18 protein-coding genes are annotated in these 20,268 nt (G+C 70.6%); 13 read left to right on the top strand and 5 right to left on the bottom strand.

Annotated elements, in window-relative coordinates; genetic code table 11:
- Positions 1-154 precede the first annotated feature (154 nt).
- The 5 genes from ABD908_RS12020 to ABD908_RS12000 all read left to right on the top strand — a co-directional run bounded on the left by ABD908_RS12020 (position 155) and on the right by ABD908_RS12000 (position 5,329).
- Positions 155-1,294: a TIGR03364 family FAD-dependent oxidoreductase gene (locus ABD908_RS12020; RefSeq protein WP_344995681.1), complete on the top strand. Its 1,140-nt coding sequence runs from the start codon at positions 155-157 to the stop codon at positions 1,292-1,294.
- A 71-nt stretch (positions 1,295-1,365) separates the two neighbouring features.
- Entirely contained in the window at positions 1,366-2,400 is a 1,035-nt protein-coding gene (locus ABD908_RS12015; RefSeq protein WP_344995678.1) for a 2-aminoethylphosphonate ABC transporter substrate-binding protein, read from the top strand.
- 32 nt (positions 2,401-2,432) lie between these two features.
- Positions 2,433-3,620, top strand: a complete 1,188-nt coding sequence (locus tag ABD908_RS12010) for an ABC transporter ATP-binding protein (RefSeq protein ID WP_385924343.1) — start codon at positions 2,433-2,435, stop codon at positions 3,618-3,620.
- Complete coding sequence (locus ABD908_RS12005; RefSeq protein WP_344995672.1) at positions 3,620-4,501, top strand: 2-aminoethylphosphonate ABC transporter permease subunit; 882 nt, start codon at positions 3,620-3,622, stop codon at positions 4,499-4,501. The genes ABD908_RS12010 and ABD908_RS12005 overlap by 1 nt, the downstream gene beginning before the upstream one ends.
- A 30-nt stretch (positions 4,502-4,531) precedes the next feature.
- Positions 4,532-5,329 (top strand): ABC transporter permease, encoded by a 798-nt coding sequence (locus ABD908_RS12000; protein WP_344995669.1) that lies wholly within the window; start codon positions 4,532-4,534, stop codon positions 5,327-5,329.
- 422 nt (positions 5,330-5,751) lie between these two features.
- Here the strand turns inward: ABD908_RS12000 and ABD908_RS11995 are convergent, their stop codons facing one another.
- On the bottom strand, positions 5,752-6,651 hold the full coding sequence (locus ABD908_RS11995) for a LysR family transcriptional regulator (protein WP_344995666.1): 900 nt from the start codon (positions 6,649-6,651) through the stop codon (positions 5,752-5,754).
- 71 nt (positions 6,652-6,722) lie between these two features.
- Here ABD908_RS11995 and ABD908_RS11990 point away from each other — a divergent pair, with 71 nt between their 5' ends.
- The 3 genes from ABD908_RS11990 to ABD908_RS11980 all read left to right on the top strand — a co-directional run bounded on the left by ABD908_RS11990 (position 6,723) and on the right by ABD908_RS11980 (position 9,246).
- The gene (locus tag ABD908_RS11990) at positions 6,723-7,838 is read left to right on the top strand and encodes a YeiH family protein (RefSeq protein ID WP_344995663.1); all 1,116 of its coding nucleotides are present in this window, start codon (positions 6,723-6,725) and stop codon (positions 7,836-7,838) included.
- Positions 7,839-8,029: 191 nt separating this feature from the next.
- Entirely contained in the window at positions 8,030-8,614 is a 585-nt protein-coding gene (locus ABD908_RS11985; RefSeq protein ID WP_344995660.1) for a helix-turn-helix domain-containing protein, read from the top strand.
- Positions 8,611-9,246: a hypothetical protein gene (locus ABD908_RS11980; RefSeq protein ID WP_344995657.1), complete on the top strand. Its 636-nt coding sequence runs from the start codon at positions 8,611-8,613 to the stop codon at positions 9,244-9,246. The genes ABD908_RS11985 and ABD908_RS11980 overlap by 4 nt, the downstream gene beginning before the upstream one ends.
- Positions 9,247-9,260: 14 nt before the next feature.
- Here ABD908_RS11980 and ABD908_RS11975 read toward each other — a convergent pair whose 3' ends face one another.
- Positions 9,261-10,280: a LacI family DNA-binding transcriptional regulator gene (locus ABD908_RS11975; RefSeq protein ID WP_344995654.1), complete on the bottom strand. Its 1,020-nt coding sequence runs from the start codon at positions 10,278-10,280 to the stop codon at positions 9,261-9,263.
- Between the two features lie 135 nt (positions 10,281-10,415).
- Here ABD908_RS11975 and ABD908_RS11970 point away from each other — a divergent pair, with 135 nt between their 5' ends.
- From ABD908_RS11970 to ABD908_RS11960, 3 genes are all read left to right on the top strand, one after another.
- On the top strand, positions 10,416-11,594 hold the full coding sequence (locus ABD908_RS11970; protein ID WP_344995651.1) for a phytanoyl-CoA dioxygenase family protein: 1,179 nt from the start codon (positions 10,416-10,418) through the stop codon (positions 11,592-11,594).
- A 148-nt stretch (positions 11,595-11,742) separates the two neighbouring features.
- Positions 11,743-12,636 (top strand): sugar phosphate isomerase/epimerase family protein, encoded by an 894-nt coding sequence (locus tag ABD908_RS11965; RefSeq protein WP_344995648.1) that lies wholly within the window; start codon positions 11,743-11,745, stop codon positions 12,634-12,636.
- Positions 12,633-13,616 (top strand): Gfo/Idh/MocA family protein, encoded by a 984-nt coding sequence (locus ABD908_RS11960; protein ID WP_344995645.1) that lies wholly within the window; start codon positions 12,633-12,635, stop codon positions 13,614-13,616. The genes ABD908_RS11965 and ABD908_RS11960 overlap by 4 nt, the downstream gene beginning before the upstream one ends.
- Positions 13,617-13,646: 30 nt before the next feature.
- Here the strand turns inward: ABD908_RS11960 and ABD908_RS11955 are convergent, their stop codons facing one another.
- The 3 genes from ABD908_RS11955 to ABD908_RS11945 are packed head-to-tail and all read right to left on the bottom strand — an operon-like array spanning position 13,647 to position 17,799.
- Complete coding sequence (locus tag ABD908_RS11955; protein ID WP_344995642.1) at positions 13,647-15,374, bottom strand: glycerol-3-phosphate dehydrogenase/oxidase; 1,728 nt, start codon at positions 15,372-15,374, stop codon at positions 13,647-13,649.
- Positions 15,375-15,411: 37 nt separating this feature from the next.
- Entirely contained in the window at positions 15,412-16,929 is a 1,518-nt protein-coding gene (gene glpK / locus ABD908_RS11950) for a glycerol kinase GlpK (protein ID WP_344995639.1), read from the bottom strand.
- 33 nt (positions 16,930-16,962) lie between these two features.
- Entirely contained in the window at positions 16,963-17,799 is an 837-nt protein-coding gene (locus ABD908_RS11945; protein WP_344995636.1) for an MIP/aquaporin family protein, read from the bottom strand.
- A 175-nt stretch (positions 17,800-17,974) separates the two neighbouring features.
- Here ABD908_RS11945 and ABD908_RS11940 point away from each other — a divergent pair, with 175 nt between their 5' ends.
- Positions 17,975-18,748 (top strand): IclR family transcriptional regulator, encoded by a 774-nt coding sequence (locus ABD908_RS11940; protein WP_344995633.1) that lies wholly within the window; start codon positions 17,975-17,977, stop codon positions 18,746-18,748.
- Complete coding sequence (glpK, locus tag ABD908_RS11935) at positions 18,745-20,256, top strand: glycerol kinase GlpK (RefSeq protein WP_344995630.1); 1,512 nt, start codon at positions 18,745-18,747, stop codon at positions 20,254-20,256. The genes ABD908_RS11940 and glpK (ABD908_RS11935) overlap by 4 nt, the downstream gene beginning before the upstream one ends.
- The last annotated feature ends 12 nt before the right edge of the window (positions 20,257-20,268 follow it).

The following is a 20,268-nucleotide window of genomic DNA, read 5'->3' as shown; positions in this document are numbered from 1 at the left end:
ACTTGATTATACAAGTTGTGCACCACCTATCCTCACACGCCGAGTGAACGGCACGTGAACGGCGCAATATAAACGGCATACAGTGTGAAAACTTGTATATACATCTATGCCACTCCGCTTGCGGAACCGTTGCTCGCCGCTCAATGTTGTCGTCGTGAGCAACACCCTGATCGCCCCGGACTCCCCACTGCTCGACTCGTGCGACGTACTGATCGCCGGCTCGGGAATCGTCGGGCTCGCCCACGCCGTCGCCGCGCTCGATGCGGGCCACCGCGTCGTCGTCGTCGAGCGCGACAGCCGCCCGGTCGGCGCGTCGATCCGCAACTTCGGCCACGTGTGCGTGACCGGCCAGGCCGGAGACCTCGCCGAACTGGCCGCCGTGTCACGCGAGCGATGGCTGACAATGGCCGCCCGCGCGGATGTCCGCGTCGCCGAGTCGGGCGGCGTCGCAGTCGCCCGGGGGGCCGACGAGCTCGCCGTACTCGAGGAGCTGCAGGACAGCCGCCCCGACGCCGTCCGTCTGCTGACCCGCGAGCAGATCCGCGCACTGCTCGGTGGCGCGGGGTCCGATTCCATCGTCGGCGGGGCGCACCTCGTGGCGGACCTGCGCGTGGACCCGCGGACCGCGGCCGGCACCATCGCCACCTGGCTCGCCGGGCAGGACGGCGCGCGGGTCCACTTCGGCACCGCGTACCTGGGCACCGACGGCACGCACGCCGTGACCAGCCGCGGCCGGGTCCGTGCCGACCGTGTGGTCGTATGCGTCGGGCACGACCTGGACTACCTCTACCCCGACCTCGCCGAGGCGAACGACGTGCGCCGCTGCGCGCTGCAGATGGCCCTCGTCGAGGGGCCCGGCGCGACGATCGCACCGGCGGTGCTCACGGCGACGTCCCTGCTGCGCTACGACGCGTTCGCGCAGACCTCGGCCGCCGCCGCGCTGCGTGCCCGAATCACCGCCGCCTCTCCCGACCTGGTGGGGATCGACGCCAACGTCATGTTCACCCAACGCCCCGACGGGAGGCTGCTGATCGGCGACTCGCACCACACCGAGCGCACCGTGGATCCGTTCCTCGAGGAGGACACCACCGAGACCATCCACCGGGAGATCTGTCGCGTGCTCGGCGTCGACCGACTCACCTTCCGCCAGCGCTGGCAGGGCGTGTACGCCTCCAGCGGCCGGGCGCCGTATCTCGCCGCCGACTTCGGTGACCACCTCTCGGTGCGATCCGTCACCTCCGGCGTCGGCATGACCATCTCGTTCGGCCTCGCGCAGCGCACGTTTCCGAACTGAGCCCCCGACCCGTTCCCGCCCGACCGATCCGCTCCATCCGCAGGACCTCACCGAACCGAAGGACACGACCCATGCGCAAGCTCGCACGTCCCACGGCTGTTCTCCTCGCCGCCGTGGCACTCACCACCGTCTCCGCCTGTGGCGGCACGGGTGGCAGCACCACCTCGTCCGACACAGTGACCGTCTACAGTGCCGACGGGCTCGGCGACTGGTACAAGACGCAGTTCGACGCGTTCACCAAGCAGTCCGGCATCAAGGTGAACTACGTCGAGGCGGGCTCCGGCGAGGTCGTCTCGCGCGTCGAGAAGGAGAAGTCCAACCCGCAGGCCGACGTGTTGGTGACGCTTCCGCCGTTCATCCAGCAGGCCGACAAGTCCGGCGACCTCGAGGCCTCAGGGGTCGACACGTCGGCGGTGGATCCCAAGCTGAAGTCCGCCGACGGCGAGTACGTCGCGCTCGCCGACAACTACTTCACGATGATCCGGGGCACGTCGCTGAACCCGAAGCCACAGAACTGGACGGACCTCACCGGCAGTGCGTACAAGCAGAAGATCCAGTACTCGACCCCCGGCCAGGCCGGCGACGGTACGGCACTGCTGGTCCTGGTCCAGCACATCATGGGCGACGACGCGGGCCTGAAGTACCTCGGCGACCTGCAGACCAACAACGTCGGCCCCTCGTCGTCGACGGGCAAGCTCGGCCCCAAGGTCAGCAAGGGCGAGCTGGCGGTGGCCAACTCCGACGTGCAGATGGCGCTGCAGTCCATCTCCGCCGACAAGAGCGCGTACGAGACCTACATCCCCGAGTGGAACGGCACGCGGACCACGCTGCCGCTGCCCTACTACATGGGACTCGCGAACAAGGCTCCGCACCAGGCCAACGGCAAGAAGCTGATGGAGTTCCTGCTCTCGAAGGACGTCCAGAGCTCGCTGCCGTCCGGCGCATTCGGCGCGCCGGTCCGTACCGATGTCACTCCCACCGGCCCCAACTGGGATGCCTTCCAGAAGGCCCTCACCGGCGTCACCGTCTGGTACCCGGATTGGGACAGCATCTCCACCGGCCTCGATGCGAGCGTCAAGGCGTACGACAAGGTGACGGGGCAGTAGCCATGGCAGATCAGACCGAGTCCGCCGCCGCCATGTCCAGCCCGCGTGGCCTGCCCGACGACCAGGTCGACCGCACCGTCCGCCGCCAGGTCGCGGTGCGCCTCGAGGGCGTCGAGGTCCGCTACGGCGATACCGTTGCGCTGCAAGACTGTTCGTTCGAGGTGGCGCGCGGCGAGACCGTAGCACTGCTCGGCCCGTCCGGTTCCGGCAAGTCGACCGCCCTCAAGGCGATCGCCGGCTTCGAGAAGGTCGCCGCCGGGGTCGTCACCATCGACGGCCGCGACATCACGCACGCGTCCCCCGCCAAGCGCGGCATCGGCATCGTGGTGCAGAGCTACGCGCTGTTCCCGCACATGTCGGTGCGCTCCAACGTGGCCTTCGGTCTCAAGGCGCACAAGACCGACCGCGACGCGATCAAACCCCGCGTCGACGAGGTGCTGCGCATGGTCGGCATGCTCGACTACGCCGAGCGACTGCCGCGCGAGCTGTCCGGTGGCCAGCAGCAGCGCGTCGCCATCGCCCGTGCCCTGGCCACCCGGCCGGAGGTCATCCTGCTCGACGAGCCGCTGTCCGCGCTCGACGCCGCCATGCGTCGCGACATGATCACCGAGCTGCAGCGTCTGCGGGCCGAGCTGCCCGACGTCGCCATGGTGTACGTGACGCACGACCAGTCCGAGGCGCTGGCCCTGGCCGACCGCATCGCGATCATGCGCAACGCCCGGCTGGAGTCGATCGACACCACCGAGCGGCTGTTCACGCGGCCGCCCACCGAGTTCACCGCCGCGTTCCTCGGCGGCGCCGACGTACTCCCGGTCCAGCTGGTCCGCGGCGCCGAGGCGGGCGAGCCGATCGTCGCGCGGTACGGCTCCGTGGAACTGCGCGCGTCCGGGCACGACGGTGTCGCAGGCTCGGCCCACGTCGCTCTCGCCGTGCGGCCGTGGGCCTGGCGGTTCACCCGGACCAGCCCCGCGAACGGCCTGGAGGTGACGGTGCAGACCGAGCAGTGGCGCGGCTCCGTCCGGCACGTGACGGCCGAGGTGGTCGCGACGGGCCAGCGGATCGGCGTGGACGTGCCCGTGTTGGTCGCGAGCCCGCTGAAGGCCGAGACGCTGTGGGTCGAGGTCGACCCGAGCGACGTCATGGTGGTTCCGGCCGACGTCGACGAGCCTGCCGGTGCGGCGGTCGTCTCGGCCACCATCGCCACCGAAGGCGGTCGCTGATGGTCGCGCAGGCCCCGACGGTGCCGGGCCGCACGGCACCGTCGGCCCCCAGGGCCCGCGCCGCGGGCGGCGTCCCGAAGTGGCTGTGGGTGATCCCGCCCGTCGCGGTGATCGCACTCGCGGTGGTGTATCCGCTGGTCGAGGTGATCACGCGGACGTTCACGGACAAGGCCGGCGACTCGGCCGGGTTCTCGACGTGGCACGACACCCTGACCGATGCGGCGGTGCTGCGGGCGCTGGGCACGACCCTCGAGGTCGCGGCCCTGTCGACCGTCGGCTGTGTGGTGGTGGGGTCGTTCCTCGCGATCGTCCTGGCGTTCGTACCCTTCCCGGGCGCGTCCGCGGTGGTCCGGCTGATCGAGGCCGTCGTGTCGTTCCCGTCGTTCCTGATCCCCCTGGCTCTGGGGGTCCTGCTCGGCCCCGTCGGTGTGGTGGACGCGGTGCTGAAGCCCTTGGGTGGTGGCACCGGCTCGTTGATGTCGTCGATCTGGGGTGTGGTGGCGGCCGAGGTCGCGTTCTACACGCCGTTCGTGGTGCGGCCGATGCTCGCGTCGTTCACGCAGTTCCCGTCGGTGCAGATCGACGTGGCGTCATCGCTCGGCGCCGGCCCGCTGACCATCGTGCGGCGGGTCGTCCTGCCGGCGGCGGTGCCGGCGCTGGCGGCGGCGACATCGCTGACGTTCCTGTTGACGCTCAACGAGTTCGGCATCGTTCTGTTCACCGGCGCCAAGGACGTGATCACGCTGCCGATGTTGATCTACACCAAGGCCATCGTCGGGCTGGACTTCGCGACGGCCGCGGTGCTGGCCACCGTGCAACTCGCGATCTCCGTGGGCGTGTACGTGATCTACCGGGCGCTGCTCGGACGGGAGGACGCCTGAGATGGTGGGCGAGACGAAGGAGAAGACCCGATGTTGATCCGAGGTAGGTCCGGCCGAATCGCCGTGTGGATCGTGTTCGCTGTGCTACTGCTGGCTTTGGTGATCACCCCGGTGCTGGTCACGGTGATCACGGCGCTCAGCGCGCAGTGGACGTCTGTGTTGCCGTCGGCGCTGACGTTCTCACACCTCTCGGGTGTGTTCACCACAGAGAACGCGCAGAGCATCGGGGTATCCGTGCAGACGGCGATCGTCGCGTCCGTGGTCGCGGTCGTGCTGGGGACGTGGGGCGCGCTCGCCGTCCAGACGCTGCCCGGCAGGCTGCGGGGGCCGATCGACACGTTCTTCCACCTGCCCGTCGCGGTGCCGTCCGTGGTGGTGGGCCTCGGTGTGCTGATCGCGTTCTCGTCGGCGCCGCTGATCCTCAACGGCACGCCGTCCATCGTGATCCTGGTGCAGGCGATCCTGGTGTTCGCGTTCGCCTACTCGATGGTGTCGGCCGCCGCCGAGCGCATGGACCCCGTGCTGGGCAAGGTCGGCGGATCGCTCGGCGCATCCGCGCTGCGGCTGCTGGTGACGGTGCGCCTGCCGCTGCTGCTGCCGGCCATCGCGGCGGCGGCCGGTCTGTCCGTCGCGATCTGCATGGGCGAGTTGGGCGCGACGATCATGGTGTACCCCGCCTCGTGGCGGACGCTGCCGGTGTCGATCTTCGCCGAGTCCGACCGCGGCGACATCTTCGGCGCCGCCGCCAACACCCTGTTCCTGGTGCTGGTGACCGTCGTGATCCTGGGGGTGCTCGGGCGGGTCCGGCACCGCGGGCAGGAGCGGTAGCCGACTCTCCCATCGAGTCTGCGTTCTGGTACGCAGATCGTCCTCGGGCGTACCAGAACGCAGACTCGTCATCACCAGGTCCGCGAGCATCCCCGCGCGACCAGCTCGTGCGGGGCGCGGTCCAGAAACTCCGATGTCCGCCTGTAGCGCAGTACCGACGTCACGCGCACGATCCGCCAGCCCGCCCGCTCGAGACGGTGGTACCGATCGACGTCGCCGTCGCGTCGGCGTGGGTCGTCCCAGTGTTGATGTCCCGAGTGGCCGTCTCGTGTGGCGACGCGGCGCCCCAGTCCGCCAGACCCGGCGCCGATCGCAGAGCTACGATGCCGGGCACTCCGGGATGCCGGTCAGCCACCGCACGGACGGCGTCGAGCTCGGTCCGGGTCGCCCACAGGAGCGCGTCGCCGCGGGCAGCGACGAGATCACCGCCCGGAGGCGACCGCGAGCAGCGTCGAGATCACGTCCCGAGGGGCGGCGTCGCGGCGACGAACGGCGCGCAGCAGGCGGTGCAGGTCGAGGCCGACGGTGGCGACCTCGACGAGGCGCCCGTCGCGCAGTTCGGCGGCGACCGCCAGCTCGCTGAGAACCGCGGGCGGTCCGCCGGCCTGCACCATCACCTTCACCGCCGCGTTGGAGTCGAGGCTCAGGGCCGCCGGGTGGGCACCGGGGAAGCCCGCGTGCGCGAGTGCGCGGTCGAGCACGTCCCGGGTCCCCGCACCCTCCTCACGGGTCACCAACTCCATGTCGGCGAGTTCGGTGGCTCCGACGGGGGCGCGGCGGCGCGCCAGACGGTGACTCGGCGCGACCACCAGCGCGAGTCGGTCCCGCCGGACCGTCCGGGCCACCAGGTCCCGCGGCACCGTCGGACCCTCGACGAAGCCGAGGTCGGCGCTGTGGTCACGCACCGCGGCGATCACGCCGGTGGAGTTGGCCACCCGCAGGTGCACCGGTTCGTCGGTGCGGGTGCGCAGCTGGGCGAGCCACGCGGGAACCAGGAACTCGGCGATGGTCTGGCTCGCCGACACCCGCACCGGGTGCTCGGTGTGCAGCGCCTCCGCGCCGGTACGCAGGGCATCCATCGCCGACACGACGGCGCGGGCCCACTCCGTGACCGCGCGACCCGCGTCGGTGAGTTCCGCCCCGCGGGTGCGGCGGTCGAGCAGGTCCAGACGCAGCGAGCGCTCCAGGTGTCGCATCCGGGCGCTGGCGCTCGGCTGGGAGATCTGCGCCGCGCGGGCCGCCGCCGAGATCGACCCCAGATCGGCGACCGCCACCAGCAGCCGCAGCGACTCGATGGCGACGTCGGGCGCCACGGTATCCATAGGGTGATTCTATGGGTATATAGCAAGACTGTGGGTTCCGCCCGGTGCCCGACCACGCGATCCTGGACCGCATGAGCGAGATCGTCACGCACCGCCGTCCACGCCTCCGCGCGATCGCGCGCCACCGTCCGGGGCGGTCGCCGCGCGGCCTGGTCGCTACGCTCCGGACGGCGGCACCGGGCTCGGCGCTCGCGCTGGCGGTCGCCTGTGTCGCCACTGTCGTCGGCCGGATCCTCCCGATTCTGGGCGCGCCGGTCGCGGCGGTGCTGCTCGACGCGCTGGTCGCGAGCACCGTCCGGCCGGTGGCGCGCATGCCTGCGCTGGCGGCCGGGCTGCGCATCACGGGCGGCAGCGTGCTGCAGATCGCCGTGGTCCTGCTCGGCGCACAGGTGTCGATCGCCCAGGTGCTGCACACCGGCCGGCAGACCCTGCCCGTGATGCTGGGCACGCTCGTGGTCGCCTTGGCCGGCGCGTGGGCGCTGGGCCGAGCGCTCGGCGTCGATCGCGACCTGCGCACCCTGATCGGCGTGGGCACCGCCATCTGCGGTGCCTCCGCGATCGCCGCCGTGACTCCCGTGTTGCGTCCGGGTGCGTCGCGGGTCGCGTACGCGCTGACCACGGTGTTCCTGTTCAACGTCGCCGCGGTGGTCGCGTTCCCGCCGCTGGGACACCTGCTGGGCCTCAGTCAGCACGCGTTCGGGGTGTTCGCGGGCACGGCGGTCAACGACACGTCGTCGGTGGTCGCCGCAGCCACCAGCTACGGCCGAGAGGCCACCGACACCGCGGTGGTGGTCAAGCTGACGCGCGCGCTGATGATCATCCCCGTCAGCCTCGGCCTGGCGTGGCTGGTGGGCCGGCCGGCCTGGAACCGGGCCGACGGTGCGGGACGTCCCGACGGTGCCGCGCCCCGGCCGCGATTGCGCAACCTCGTGCCGTGGTTTCTGCTCGGTTTCCTCGCACTGGCGATCCTCGGCAGCGTGTGGCCGCTGTCGCCCGGAGTGCGCTCGGACCTGGCCCTCGCCGCGACCTTCCTCATCACCTGGGCGCTCGCCGCCATCGGCCTGTCGACGGACCTCCGGGCGCTGCGCCGCGCGGGTGTGACTCCCCTACTTCTCGGTGCCGCGCTGTGGCTGCTGGTCTCCGCGAGCAGCCTCGGCCTGCAGGCGCTGTTCCTGGGGCTGCACTGAAGGTTCTCGGCCCGAAGGCGTGCGGCGGGTCGGAGGATTCACGGGCCGCACCGACCGCTTCGCTCGGGATGGCGCGGTTCCCGTCGGAATCCGCGGCATCCGGAGTATCAGTCAAGTCTCATTGGTTGATTTAGCTCAAGTCAAGTACTAATACTTGACATTGCCCAGAGCAATGTAAGAGGCTTGACTCTGTGTTCGTCATGACGATAGACCAGCGCCGAAGCCGCAGGGATCGTGATCGGGTCGACGACGCCCGTGAGCGACTGGGCCACCTGGCGTGGGTCCGCCCCCCGGAACGGACGGCCGGCGACGAACTGCAGGCGGTCAGCGACTCCGCCGAGACGGTCGTGTCGGCGACGCTGCTGCTACTGCGCGACAGGCACTGGAGCGTCGGAATCGGCGCCGGCCGGGTGGACACCCCGCTACCCGACCAGACCCGAGCGGGGCGCGGGCCCGCGTTCGAGGCGGCACGGGACGCCGTGACCGCCGCCAAGTCCGCGCCGGTGCCCGTGCAGGTCCGGGGGCCGCGGACGGATGAGTGCGCACGCGCCGAGGCGATCCTGTCGGTGGTCGGGTTTATCGTCGGGCGCAGATCGCCGCAGGGAGGAGAGGTGGTGGCGCTGATGGACACGGGTCTCACCCAGACCGCGGCCGCGGAACGGCTGGGAATCAGCAAGCAGGCGGTATCGCAGCGACTCGCGGCGGCCGGTTATCCGGTCGAGCCGGCGGCTCGCGACCTGGCGCGGCACCTGCTCGACCTCGCAGGTTCGCCGTGACCGTCGCCGCCATGATCCTGCTCGCGCTCACCGCCGTCACCGGAGCGGCGATGAGCGCGCTCGCGGCTGCGCGGCCTGCAGGCGGCGCCACGCCGGGCAGCGGGAATCCAGGCCCGGGTATACCGGCACGCCCCGAGCGAGCGCCGTCCCGCCGCAGGTCGGTGTGGCGCGCCCTGGCGCCCGCCGTGCTCCTCGCAGCTGCCGCGTCATGTGCCGTCGGCACGCCCCCGCAGAACGGCGTCCTCGCCGACGTCGCCCGGGTGCTCGCCGTACTCGCCGCCACGACGGGTGGCAGCGTATGCGTCGCCGCGGCATTCGCCCTCGCACATGCGGGCGGCGCGCGCGCCCGCGACTCCCCCGGCGCCCACGGTGCGCGGGACTCCCCCGGCGCCGACGGGGAGCCGGCACTGCGCGGCGGTCTGGCGATCGGCGTGCTCGAGCGCGCGGCGATCGCGGTGTGCGTGCTCACCGGGTTCGGGGCCGGGCTCGCAGTGATCGTCGCGGTCAAGGGGCTCGCGCGGTACCCGGAGCTGCGGGACCCGCGGGCTTCCGAGCAGTTCATCATCGGCACGTTCGTGTCGGTGCTGTGGGCCGTGGCGTGTGCCGGGACCGCGGTGGCGCTGGTGCGGTAGCCGCTCGGGCACCGTCAGCTCGGCACGTTGTGCGGCGTGATCACCTGGATCGTCGACGGGACCGGGCGCGACTCGCCCGGCAGTGCGCCGTGGTACGACATGACGGCGTGGGCCACCTGTCGCATGTCCGAGCGCAGATCGTGGTGCAGCACGGCCGTGATCCGTTCCTCGGACAACAACTGCCGGTTCGACTCCGCGAGGTCGTGCGCGACGAACGCCTCGCACGATCGGCCGGCATCGTCGAAGGCGGCGACGATACCGCGGTTCCCGCCGCCGATCGAGTACACGGCCACGACGTCACCGTCTGCCTCGAGCGCCTCGCGCACCAACCGCCGGCAGGTCGCGTCGAGCCCGTCGGAGTTCGCGACCACCACGATCCGGCGCTCGGGGTCGTATCGCCGCAACGCACTCCGGAAACCCATCTCGCGCTCCTCCTCGCCGCGGAACAGATCGCCGCTCGTGACTACGAGGACGGCGCCGTCGACCCGACGCAACAGCCGAGACACCAGGTACGCCGCCGTCCCACCCGCCGCGCGATTGTCCATTCCCACGTACGCCACGCGGGTGCTCGCCGGGACGTCGGTCACCATCGTGACGACGGGGATCCGCCTCGCCGTGAGCCGGCCGATGGCGGCGGCGACCTCAGGAACGTCCGGCGCCTTGAGCAACACGCCGTGACTCCCCTTGCGCGCCACGGCGTCCAGCTCCGCGATCAGCTCCGGCAGCGGCCACCGCTCGCGTAGGTGGTAGCGCGCCCGGATGACCGCCGGCCGCAGGGCGGGCAGCTCGGCCTCGAGGGCGTCGCGGGTCAGCGTCGAGAACCGCCGCGGGGTCTCCATGACCAGGTCGAGCATGAAACGGCGACCCGACAGCCGTAGCTGGGTGTGCTGTCGCTCGAGGTCGGCGATCGCCTGCTGCACCTGTTGGACGGTGCCGGGTCGCACGCCCGGCCGCCCGTGCAGCACCCGGTCCACGGTGGCGTCGCTGACGCCGGCCTGGCGGGCGATCTCGCGGATCGGGTACGGGTGCGGCACAGTCGCTCCTCCACGTCATCTCGAGGGATTTTTGATGGATCCACGGGGTTCTCCACCCTCTTCAAGCTTGCCAGAATCATCTGCAGCAGAACAGCAGATCCATCGCCACGACACCCTGAACCGGAAGCACCGCAGATGACCCTCACCAGCCGCCACACCACCCGAGCCGACGAGTCCGCCGGCCGAATCCACAAGCAGGACTGCTCGATCGACGACTTCCGCGCATGCATCGAAGCGGAGACGGACCTCGCCGACTACCCGCACGCCGCCCGCACCGAGCAGGGTGTGCTGTTCTACGACGCCGCAGCCGTCTCCGCGGCCGACCGCGAGGAGCTCGCCGACGAGCTCTCGCAGGCCCTGCTCACCGGACCCGGCATCGTGGTCTTCACGGGCGCGTTCGATGCACGGCACGGACTCGACGAGTCCACGCGGCTGTTCACCGAGATGATCGCCGAGCAGCGCGCCGCCGGTACCGACAGCGGCGATCACTTCGCCGCTCCCGGCGCCAACGACCGCATCTGGAACGCACTGCAGAAGCACGCCCTCCGCGCACCCGAACTGTTCGTCCGCTACTACGCCAACGATGTCCTCGCCCTCATCGCCGAGGCCTGGCTCGGCCCGATGTACCAGGTGACGTCCGCGATCAACGTCGTCAACCCGGGCGGCCAGGCGCAGAACCCGCACCGCGACTACCACCTCGGCTTCATGTCCACCGAGACCGCGAGCCGATTCCGCGCTCACGCGCACCGCGTCTCCCCCGCACTCACGCTGCAGGGTGCGGTGGCCCACGTCGACATGCCGCTCGAGTCCGGCCCCACGATGTACCTGCCATACTCACAGCGGTACGAGGCCGGCTACGTGGCCTTCAACCTGCCCGAGTTCCGGGAGTATTTCGCCGAGCACCACGTGCAGCTGCCGCTGGCCGCGGGCGATGCCGTGTTCTTCAATCCGGCGCTGTTCCACGCCGCCGGGACCAACAGCTCGGCCGACATCCGGCGGATGGCCAACCTGCTACAGGTCAGCTCGGCGTTCGGCCGCGCGATGGACGCCGTCGACCGCTCCGCGATGCTGCGCGCCGTGTACCCGCAGCTGCAGCGCCTCGCCGCCGCCGGCGACGAGGCGGCCGTCGCGAACGCGGTGGCGGCCACCGCCGAGGGCTATGCCTTCCCGTCCAACCTGGACCTGGACCAACCGCTCACCGGTATGCACGGTGAGACCCAGGCCGAACTCACCCGCCGCGCGCTCGCCGCGGGGACGACTCCGGCACAGTTCGACGCGGAGCTGTCCGCGCTCGACGCGCGACATCTCGCCTGATCGGCGACCGGCCCGGATCACCACCTTCCCGGATCCCGGGAACCGTCCACGAATCCGTCGGCGGTACAGCATGTTCCACCGCCGCTGCCCATAACGACGCACCGACCCCGCAGACACCGGGTGTCGCAGTCCCACCGAGGAGCCCACCATGACCGACCTGCCCCTGCGCCTCGCCGCGGCCCCGATCTCGTGGGGCGTGTGCGAGGTCCCCGACTGGGGGTATCAGCTTCCTCCGGCCCGCGTCCTCGTCGAGATGCGCGACCTGGGGATCACCGCCACCGAGACCGGTCCGCCCGGCTACCTGCCCACGGATCCGGATGCGATGCGCGCCATGCTGTCGCGCTACGGGCTCGGCTGCGTCGGGGCGTTCGCCCCCGTCGTCGCGCACGAGCCCGGCCACGACCCCGTCCCGGGTATCGCGGGCACCCTGGACCGCCTCGTGGCGTCCGGCGGCGACGTCCTGGTTCTCGCCGCGGCAACGGGCCGCGACGGCTACGACTCGCGCCCCGAGCTCGATGCGCAGGGCTGGTCCACGTTGCTGGCGAATCTCGATCGCCTCGTCGCAGCGGCCACCGCGCGCGGGGTGCGGGCCGTGCTGCACCCGCACGTCGGCACGATGGTCGAGCAGCGGCCGGAGGTGTATCGCGTCCTCGACGACTCCTGCGTCCCGCTCTGCCTGGACACCGGCCACCTCCTGGTGGGTGGTACGAACCCGGCGGAGGTCACCGCGTACGCCGCCGAGCGGGTCGGTCTCGTGCACCTCAAGGATGTGCGCGGTGCCCTCGCAGCGCGCGTGCACTCCGGCGACCTCGGCTACACGGACGCCGTCCGCGCGGGCATGTACGTGCCGCTCGGCGCGGGCGACACCGGGATCGCGGGCATCGTCGCCGCGCTCCTGGCCGCCGGTTACGACGGCTGGTTCGTGCTCGAGCAGGATCGCGTGCTCGCCTCGGAGGCCGACGGTGACTGCGCCGCCGCCGACGTCGCGGCGTCGATCGGGCACCTGCGCGCGACATGCGAGCGGATCGGGGTGACGGCGTGACCGCTCCGCTCCGCATCGGAGTACTCGGTGCCTCGCGCATCGCCGCCGACGCCATCGTCGCACCCGCACAGGAGCTCGGGTACCGCCTGGTCGCGGTCGCCGCGCGCGACCGGGACCGCGCTGAGGCGTTCGCCGACGAGTTCGGCGTCGAGCGGGTGCTCGACTCGTACCAGGACGTGTTGGACGACCCTGATGTAGAGGTCGTCTACAACCCGCTCGCGAATTCGCTGCACGGCGAATGGAATCTCGCGGCGGTGCGGGCCGGCAAGGCGGTGCTGTCCGAGAAGCCGTTCGCGCGCAACGCCGTCGAGGCACGCGAGGTCGCCGACGCCGCCCGTACTGCGGGCGTCCCGGTACTGGAGGGCTTCCACTATCCCTTCCACCCGATCACGGTGCGGTTGTGGCAGTTGCTCGGCACCCTCGGCCCGCTGCACCACGTGGAGATCGGGATGAGCATGCCCACGCCGCCGCACGACGACCCGCGGTGGTCGTACGACCTCGCCGGCGGCGCGCTGATGGACCTGGGCTGCTACGCGATCCACGTGATGCGATCGGTCGGGCGGGACTTCGCCAGGGGCGAGCCGACGGTGACCGACGCGGCAGCGCGGGTACGGGACCCGCAGGTGGACGAGGCGTGCACGGTGCGGTTCGCATTCCCCACCGGCGCCACCGGCACGGCGTCGGTCTCGATGGTCGGCGAGCGGTTCGACTTCCGCGTGCGCGTGACCGGCGACGAGGGCGCGGTCGAGGTGCACGACTTCATCGGGCCGCACCGCGACGACCGGATCACCGTGACGGCCGCCGACGGATCGCAGACCGTGGAGCACCTCGGCACCCGCTCGACGTACACCTACCAGCTGGAGGCGTACGCGCGAGCGTTGCGCACGAGCGCACCTCTGCCGATCGGACTCGATGACGCCGTCGCGAACATGGAGATGATCGACGCCGCGTACCGCGCGGCCGGGCTACAGCTCCGCTGATTCCCGGCGCGCCGATCCGCTGCCGCGCGCCTATCCCGCCGCCCCCGCCGCCCCGGCCGCGCTCTCGTTCGCTGTTCCCCGGACGTCGGGCGCGCCCAGGCGGGCGGCGTCGGCCGTCAGGTCGTCGACCTGCTGCTGCGATTCCCGCTCCGCAGCGACTCGCGCCCGGTAGTGGTCGACCTCCCGCGCGGTGGCCGCCGCGTCCCATCCGAGCAGCGGCGCGACCAGCTCCGCCACGTCCGCGGCGGCCGCTGCGCCTCGGTCGGGCGTGTCGATGGAGATCCGCGTGCGGCGCGTCAGGATGTCGTCGAGGTGCAGCGCCCCCTCGGCGGCCACCGCGTAGCGCACCTCGGCGTACAGGTAATGTGGTGCGCCCGCGACCGGCGCGAGCAGGCGAGGATCCGCCGCCGCGGGCGCGAGGACGTCGTCGATGAGCGAGCCGTACCGCCGCAGCAGGCGCTCCACCCGTTCCACGTCGAGCCCGAGCCGCACGGCAGTGCGCTGTCGGCCGTTCCACGCGGCCGCGAAGCCGTCGGCACCGACCAGCGGCACGTCCTCGGTGCACGACTCGGGGATGTCGGCAAGCCCCTCGAGTGCGGCGTCCACCGCGTCCCGGGCCATCACCCGGTAGGTGGTGTACTTGCCGCCTGCGACCATCACCAGCCCCGGTACCGGCGATGCGACCGCGTGCTCGCGCGAGAGCTTGCTGGTCGCGTCGGACTCACCGGCGAGGAGCGGGCGCAGGCCCGCGTACACGCCCACGACATCGTCGCGGGTCAGCGGATCCGCGAGCAGGCGGTTCGCGTGTTCGAGGAGGTAGTCGACGTCGGCTCGGCTCGCGGCGGGATGCGCGAGGTCGAGGTTCCAGTCGGTGTCCGTGGTGCCGATGAGCCAGTGGTCGTCCCACGGGATGATGAACAGGACGCTCTTCTCGGTGCGGCTGATGATGCCGGTGGTCGACCGGATGCGGTCGCGGGGGATCACCAGGTGCACCCCTTTCGAGGCCCGGACGCGGAACATGCCCTTGCCGCCCACCATCTCCTGGATCTCGTCGGTCCACACGCCCGCGGCGTTGATCACCCGGCGGGCCCGGATCTCGTGCTCCGCACCCGTCTCGAGGTCGCGGACGCGGGCGCCGACCACCGCGTCGCCGTCCCGGAGGAAACCCGTCACGCGGGTGCTGCTGCTGCACAGGGCGCCGTATTCCGCCGCGGTTCTGGCGATCATCATGGTGTGGCGCGCGTCGTCGACCTGGCCGTCGTAGTACTGGATCGCCCCGACCACCGCGTCCTCACGCAGCGACGGGAACTCCTTCAGCACCTGGCGGCGGGACAGATGACGGTGGTGCGGCACACCGTTGCGGCCGCCGAGGGTGTCGTACAGCAGTATGCCGCTGCCGATATAGGGACGCTCCCACACGCGGTGCTGGAGTGGGAAGAGAAAGGGAACGGGGCGGGCGAGATGCGGCGCCAGCCGGTGCAGGATCAGGGACCGCTCCCGCAGCGCCTCCCGCACCAGCGCGAAGTCGAGCTGCTCGAGGTAGCGCAGGCCGCCGTGGATCAGTTTCGAGGAGCGGCTGGATGTGCCCGCGGCGTAGTCGCGGGCCTCCACCAGGCCCACGCGCAGTCCGCGCGTCACCGCGTCGAGGGCCGCGCCCGCCCCGACGACTCCCGCGCCGATCACCAGGACATCGAGTTCGCCCGTCGCCATCTCGGCGAGCGCGGTCCGGCGGCTGTGGATATCGAGCGTCTGAGTCATCGTGACTCTCCTGTGTTCTGTTGAGTGGTGTTGTCGGTCATGGGACGTCGACCCAGTCGAGAGTGCGGCTGACGGCCTTGCGCCAACCCGCGTATCCCGCCTCTCGGCGCTCGGCGTCCCAGGTCGGGGTCCAGCGCCGGCTCTCCCGCCAGTTCCGCCGCAGCTCGTCCGTGTTCTTCCAGAACCCGACGGCGAGGCCGGCGGCGTAGGCCGCACCGAGCGCGGTGGTCTCGGCGACCACGGGGCGGCTGACCTCCACGCCGAGCACATCCGCCTGGATCTGCATGCAGAGTTCGTTGGCGGTGACGCCACCGTCGACCTTGAGGACCTCGAGGCGGACGCCGGAGTCCTTCTCCATCGCGTCGGCGACGTCCCGACTCTGGTAGCAGATCGCCTCCAGGGTCGCGCGCGCGATGTGGGCGTCGGTGTTGAAGCGGGACAGCCCGACGATCGCTCCGCGTGCGTCGGATCGCCAGTACGGCGCGAACAGCCCGGAGAAGGCCGGCACGAAGTACACCCCGCCGTTGTCGGGCACGTCGCCCGCGAGTGCCTCGCTGTGCGCGGCATCGGCGATGATGTGCAGTTGGTCCCGCAACCACTGGACCGCCGAGCCCGTCACGGCGATCGAGCCCTCGAGCGCGTACACGGGCTTGTCCTGCCCGTGCTGGTAGCACACGGTCGTGAGCAGGCCGTTCTGTGAGCGGACCAGATCGTGTCCGGTGTTGAGTAGCAGGAAGTTCCCGGTTCCGTACGTGTTCTTCGCCTCGCCGGCGGAGAGGCACACCTGGCCCACCATGGCCGCCTGCTGATCGCCGAGGTCGCCCGCCAACGCGACCTCACCGCCGAGCGGACCGATCCGTCGGGTGTTGCCGTAGAGCGAGGGGTCGATCGACGGGCGGATCGCCGGGAGCATCCGCCGGGGGATGTTGAAGAACCCGATCAACTCGTCGTCCCAATCGAGCGTCTCGAGGTTCATCAGCATCGTGCGGCTGGCGTTCGTGACGTCGGTGAGGTGCAGGCCACCGTCGACGCCGCCGGTGAGGTTCCACAGCAGCCAGCTGTCGGTCGTGCCGAACAGGGCGTCGCCGCGTTCGGCCGCCGCGCGCACGCCGTCGACGTTCTCGAGGATCCACTGGATCTTGCCGCCGGAGAAATACGTTGCCGGCGGGAGGCCGGCCTTCCTGCGGATGACGTCGCCTCGACCGTCGCGGTCCAGCGCGGCGGCGATGCTGTCGGTGCGGGTGTCCTGCCAGACGATCGCGTTGTAGTACGGCCGACCGGTACGGCGATCCCAGATCACCGTCGTCTCGCGCTGGTTGGTCACCCCCAGCGCCGCGATGTCGTTGTGCCCGATGCCCTTGGTGTTGAGGGCGGTCTGGATCACCGAGCTGGTGCGCTCCCAGATCTCGACGGGGTTGTGCTCGACCCGTCCCGGCCCGGGCAGGATCTGTTCGTGCTCGAGCTGATGGCGGACCACTTCGTTCCCGCCGTGATCGAAGATCATGCATCGGGTGCTGGTGGTGCCCTGGTCTATCGCCGCGACGAAGTCGGCCATGATGTGTAGTCCGTTTCTCTGGGTGGTGATCTGTCAGGCGACGTGCGCGACGGTCGGCGTCACGGGCAACTCCCCGACCTCCTGTGTGTCGTCGCCGATCGCGGGGAGGAACCGTTCGATCAGCAGCCGGTAGGCACCAGCGCCGACCACGCCACCGATCAGCGGCGCCACGAGCGGGATCCAGAAGTAGTACCCTCCCCCGGGCGCTCGGAACGCGGTGTGGTAACCGGTGATGAACGAGGCGACGCGAGGACCGAGGTCACGAGCGGGGTTGATGGCGTAACCGGCATTGGTGCCCCACGCCATCCCGATCGCGACGACCACCAGCGCGATCGCGACGGGTGCGAACCACGTGATCGGCGAGTTGTTCCGCACATCGGTCAGCGCCATGACGAGAAACAGCAGGATCGCAGTACCGACCACCTGGTCCGCGAACGCGGTCGAGAACGAGACGGGCAGGCTGCCGTTGCCCGGCATCGTGGAGAAGACCCCCTGGGTCGCGAAGGTATGGTGGGGATCCACCGAGGTGAGAACGTCGCCGTACACCCACCGGACGATCAGAGCCGCAACGAACGCGCCGAGGAACTGCGCCACGGCGTACGGCAGTACCTTGCGCCACTCGAAGCCTCGGAACACCGCCATCGCCAGAGTCACCGCGGGATTCAGATGGGCGCCACTGATCCGGCCCGCGGTATAGATACCGAGCATGACGCCGAATCCCCAGGCCCAGGAGATCGAGTCGTGGTCGCCGAGCGTCCCCTTCCCCGTGACGACCTGCGCCACCACTGCGACGCCGAACAGGATCAGGATCGCCGTGCCGGCGAATTCGGCACTCAATTCGCCAACGAGTGTCCGTCGAACTCGGATCATCTGTGTACTCCGTCGTAAGGTCTCATCGGGGGTTTACGGGTGAGGTGACCAGCTGACGCTAGGTCCGGGTGATGTCGATCACAAGTACCTGTGTTCGGCATTGCCGAACACCCGGCGTTCGGCCATGCCGAATCGGCGTATGAGCGAAATCACCCCGAGCGCATAGTCTGATCTCATGGCCTTTCGCACCGTGCAGTCCGTCGAGCGCGCCGCCGCACTGCTGCGACTGTTGGCCATCGAGCAGGAACCGGTGGCTCTCGCGCAGGTGGCCGATGCGCTGGGGCTGGCGAAGAGCACCGCGCACGGACTGTTGCACACCCTGTCCGACGTCGGATTCGTCCAGCAGGAGCCCGGGAGCGGGCGATACCTCCTGGGATCCGACCTGCTGCATCTCGGTACGGCGATGCTGGATCTCAACGAGTTGCGTTCGCTGACCCTCAACTGGGTCGATACCCTCGCCGCCCGCACCGGCGAGGAGACCCGGCTGGCGGCGTTCCGTGACGGTCGGGTCGTGATCGCCCACCACGTGTTCCGGACGGCACCCGGCGCTCACGTGGTCGAGACGGGTTCCGTCGTGTCGCTGCATGCGACCGCGTTGGGCAAGGTGCTGCTGGCCTTCGACCCGGGGGCAGCCCGGGTGAGCGCTCAGAGCCGGTTGGAGAGCTTCACGTTCCGCACGATCACAGAACGTAATCTGCTGGTCCGCGAGCTGGCCAACGTCCGGGACGACGGATGGTCTGCCGCAGTCGAGGAAGTGGGCCGAGGCATCGCGGACGTCGCCGCCCCGGTACGCGACCACGACGGGTACGTCATCGCGTCGGTGGGGGTGACCGGAGCGGCCGATCGACTGTGCGACGCACGGCTGTCCCCCAGAGCAGACATCGTCGACCAGGTCGTCGCGACAGCCCGATCGGTGTCCCGAGCACTCGGGCACGGGCGGGTTCGGTGACCGAGTCGTACGTCGCCGCCCTCGACCAGGGGACGACCTCCACCAGGTGCATGCTGTTCGGTCGGGACGGTCGGATGGTCGCACTCAGCCAGCAGGCACATCGGCGGTTCTTTCCGCGACCGGGGTGGGTCGAACACGACGCCATGGAGATATGGGAGACCGTCCGCCGGGTCCTCCCGCAGGCACTCTCGGACGCCGGAGTGCAGCCCGCACAGGTCGTGGGGTTGGGCATCACCAACCAGCGCGAGACGGTCGTCGTCTGGGACCGGCGTACCGGCAGACCGGTGCACAACGCCATCGTGTGGCAGGACAGCAGGACAGACGAACTGCTTCCGACGATCGCGGAGGAGATCAGCGACGAGCAGATCCACGACCTGTCGGGGCTGCGGTTGGCCTCGTACTTCTCGGGCCCCAAGCTTCGCTGGCTCCTCGAACACGACGACTCGATCCGCTCGCGAGCCGAGGCGGGCGAGCTGCTGGTCGGGACCATGGACAGCTGGCTGGTGTGGAATCTCACCGGCGGCGTGCACGGCGGCCTGCACGTGACCGACGCGACCAACGCCAGCCGGACGATGCTGATGAACATCGAGACCCTCGCATGGGACGCCCGACTGACCGCCGCGATGCGGGTTCCGCGTGCCGCGCTGCCCGAGATCCGGCCGTCGATCGGTCTGGTCGGCCACACCGTCGACCCGATCGGAGGCATCCCGATCACCGCGATCATGGGTGACCAGCAGGCCTCCCTGTTCGGGCAGGCCGGATTCGATCCCGGCGCCGCGAAGTGCACTTTCGGCACCGGCGGCTTCCTACTCCTCAACACCGGGACAGAGCCGCTCCGGTCTCGGCACGGCCTGGTGACGACGGTGGCCCAGACGACGGCGGGCGAGCCGCCCGTGTACGCACTGGAGGGGTCCATCGCGGTGGCGGGCGCGCTGGTCCAGTGGTGTCACGACAACCTCGGACTGATCCGTTCCCCCGCGGAGATCGAGACACTCGCCCGGACGGTGGACGACGCGGGCGGCTGCATCGTGGTTCCCGCCTTCACCGGCATGTACTCCCCGCACTGGGTGTCCGGGACCCGCGGCTTGATGGTCGGCGTGAGCTCCTACGTCACGAAGGCGCACATCTGCCGCGCCGTGCTCGACGCGACCGCATGGCAGATCCGCGAGATCGTCGACGCGATGAACGCCGACGCCGAGGTTCCGCTGACCCACCTCGCCGTCGACGGCGGGATGACGGCCGACAACCTGCTGATGCAGATCATCGCGGACGTCCTCGCCGTCCCGGTGGTGCGGCCGATGGTCGCCGAGACGGTGTCGCTCGGTGCGGCCTACGCCGCGGGGCTGGGGGCCGGGTTCTGGCCGGACCACAGCATGTTCCGCCGCAACTGGCATCGGGCGGCCGAGTGGCATCCGATGATGAGCGACTCCGCCCGCGAGGCCGGCATGGCGGACTGGCGCCGGGCGGTTCGGCTGGCGATCGCGTGGGGGGAATCGGCGAACGACTGACGTGCGCCACGG

Source organism: Tsukamurella soli, from assembly GCF_039541155.1.
Taxonomy (GTDB): Bacteria; Actinomycetota; Actinomycetes; order Mycobacteriales; family Mycobacteriaceae; genus Tsukamurella; species Tsukamurella soli.
This window is presented reverse-complemented; position numbering and strand designations above follow the sequence as displayed.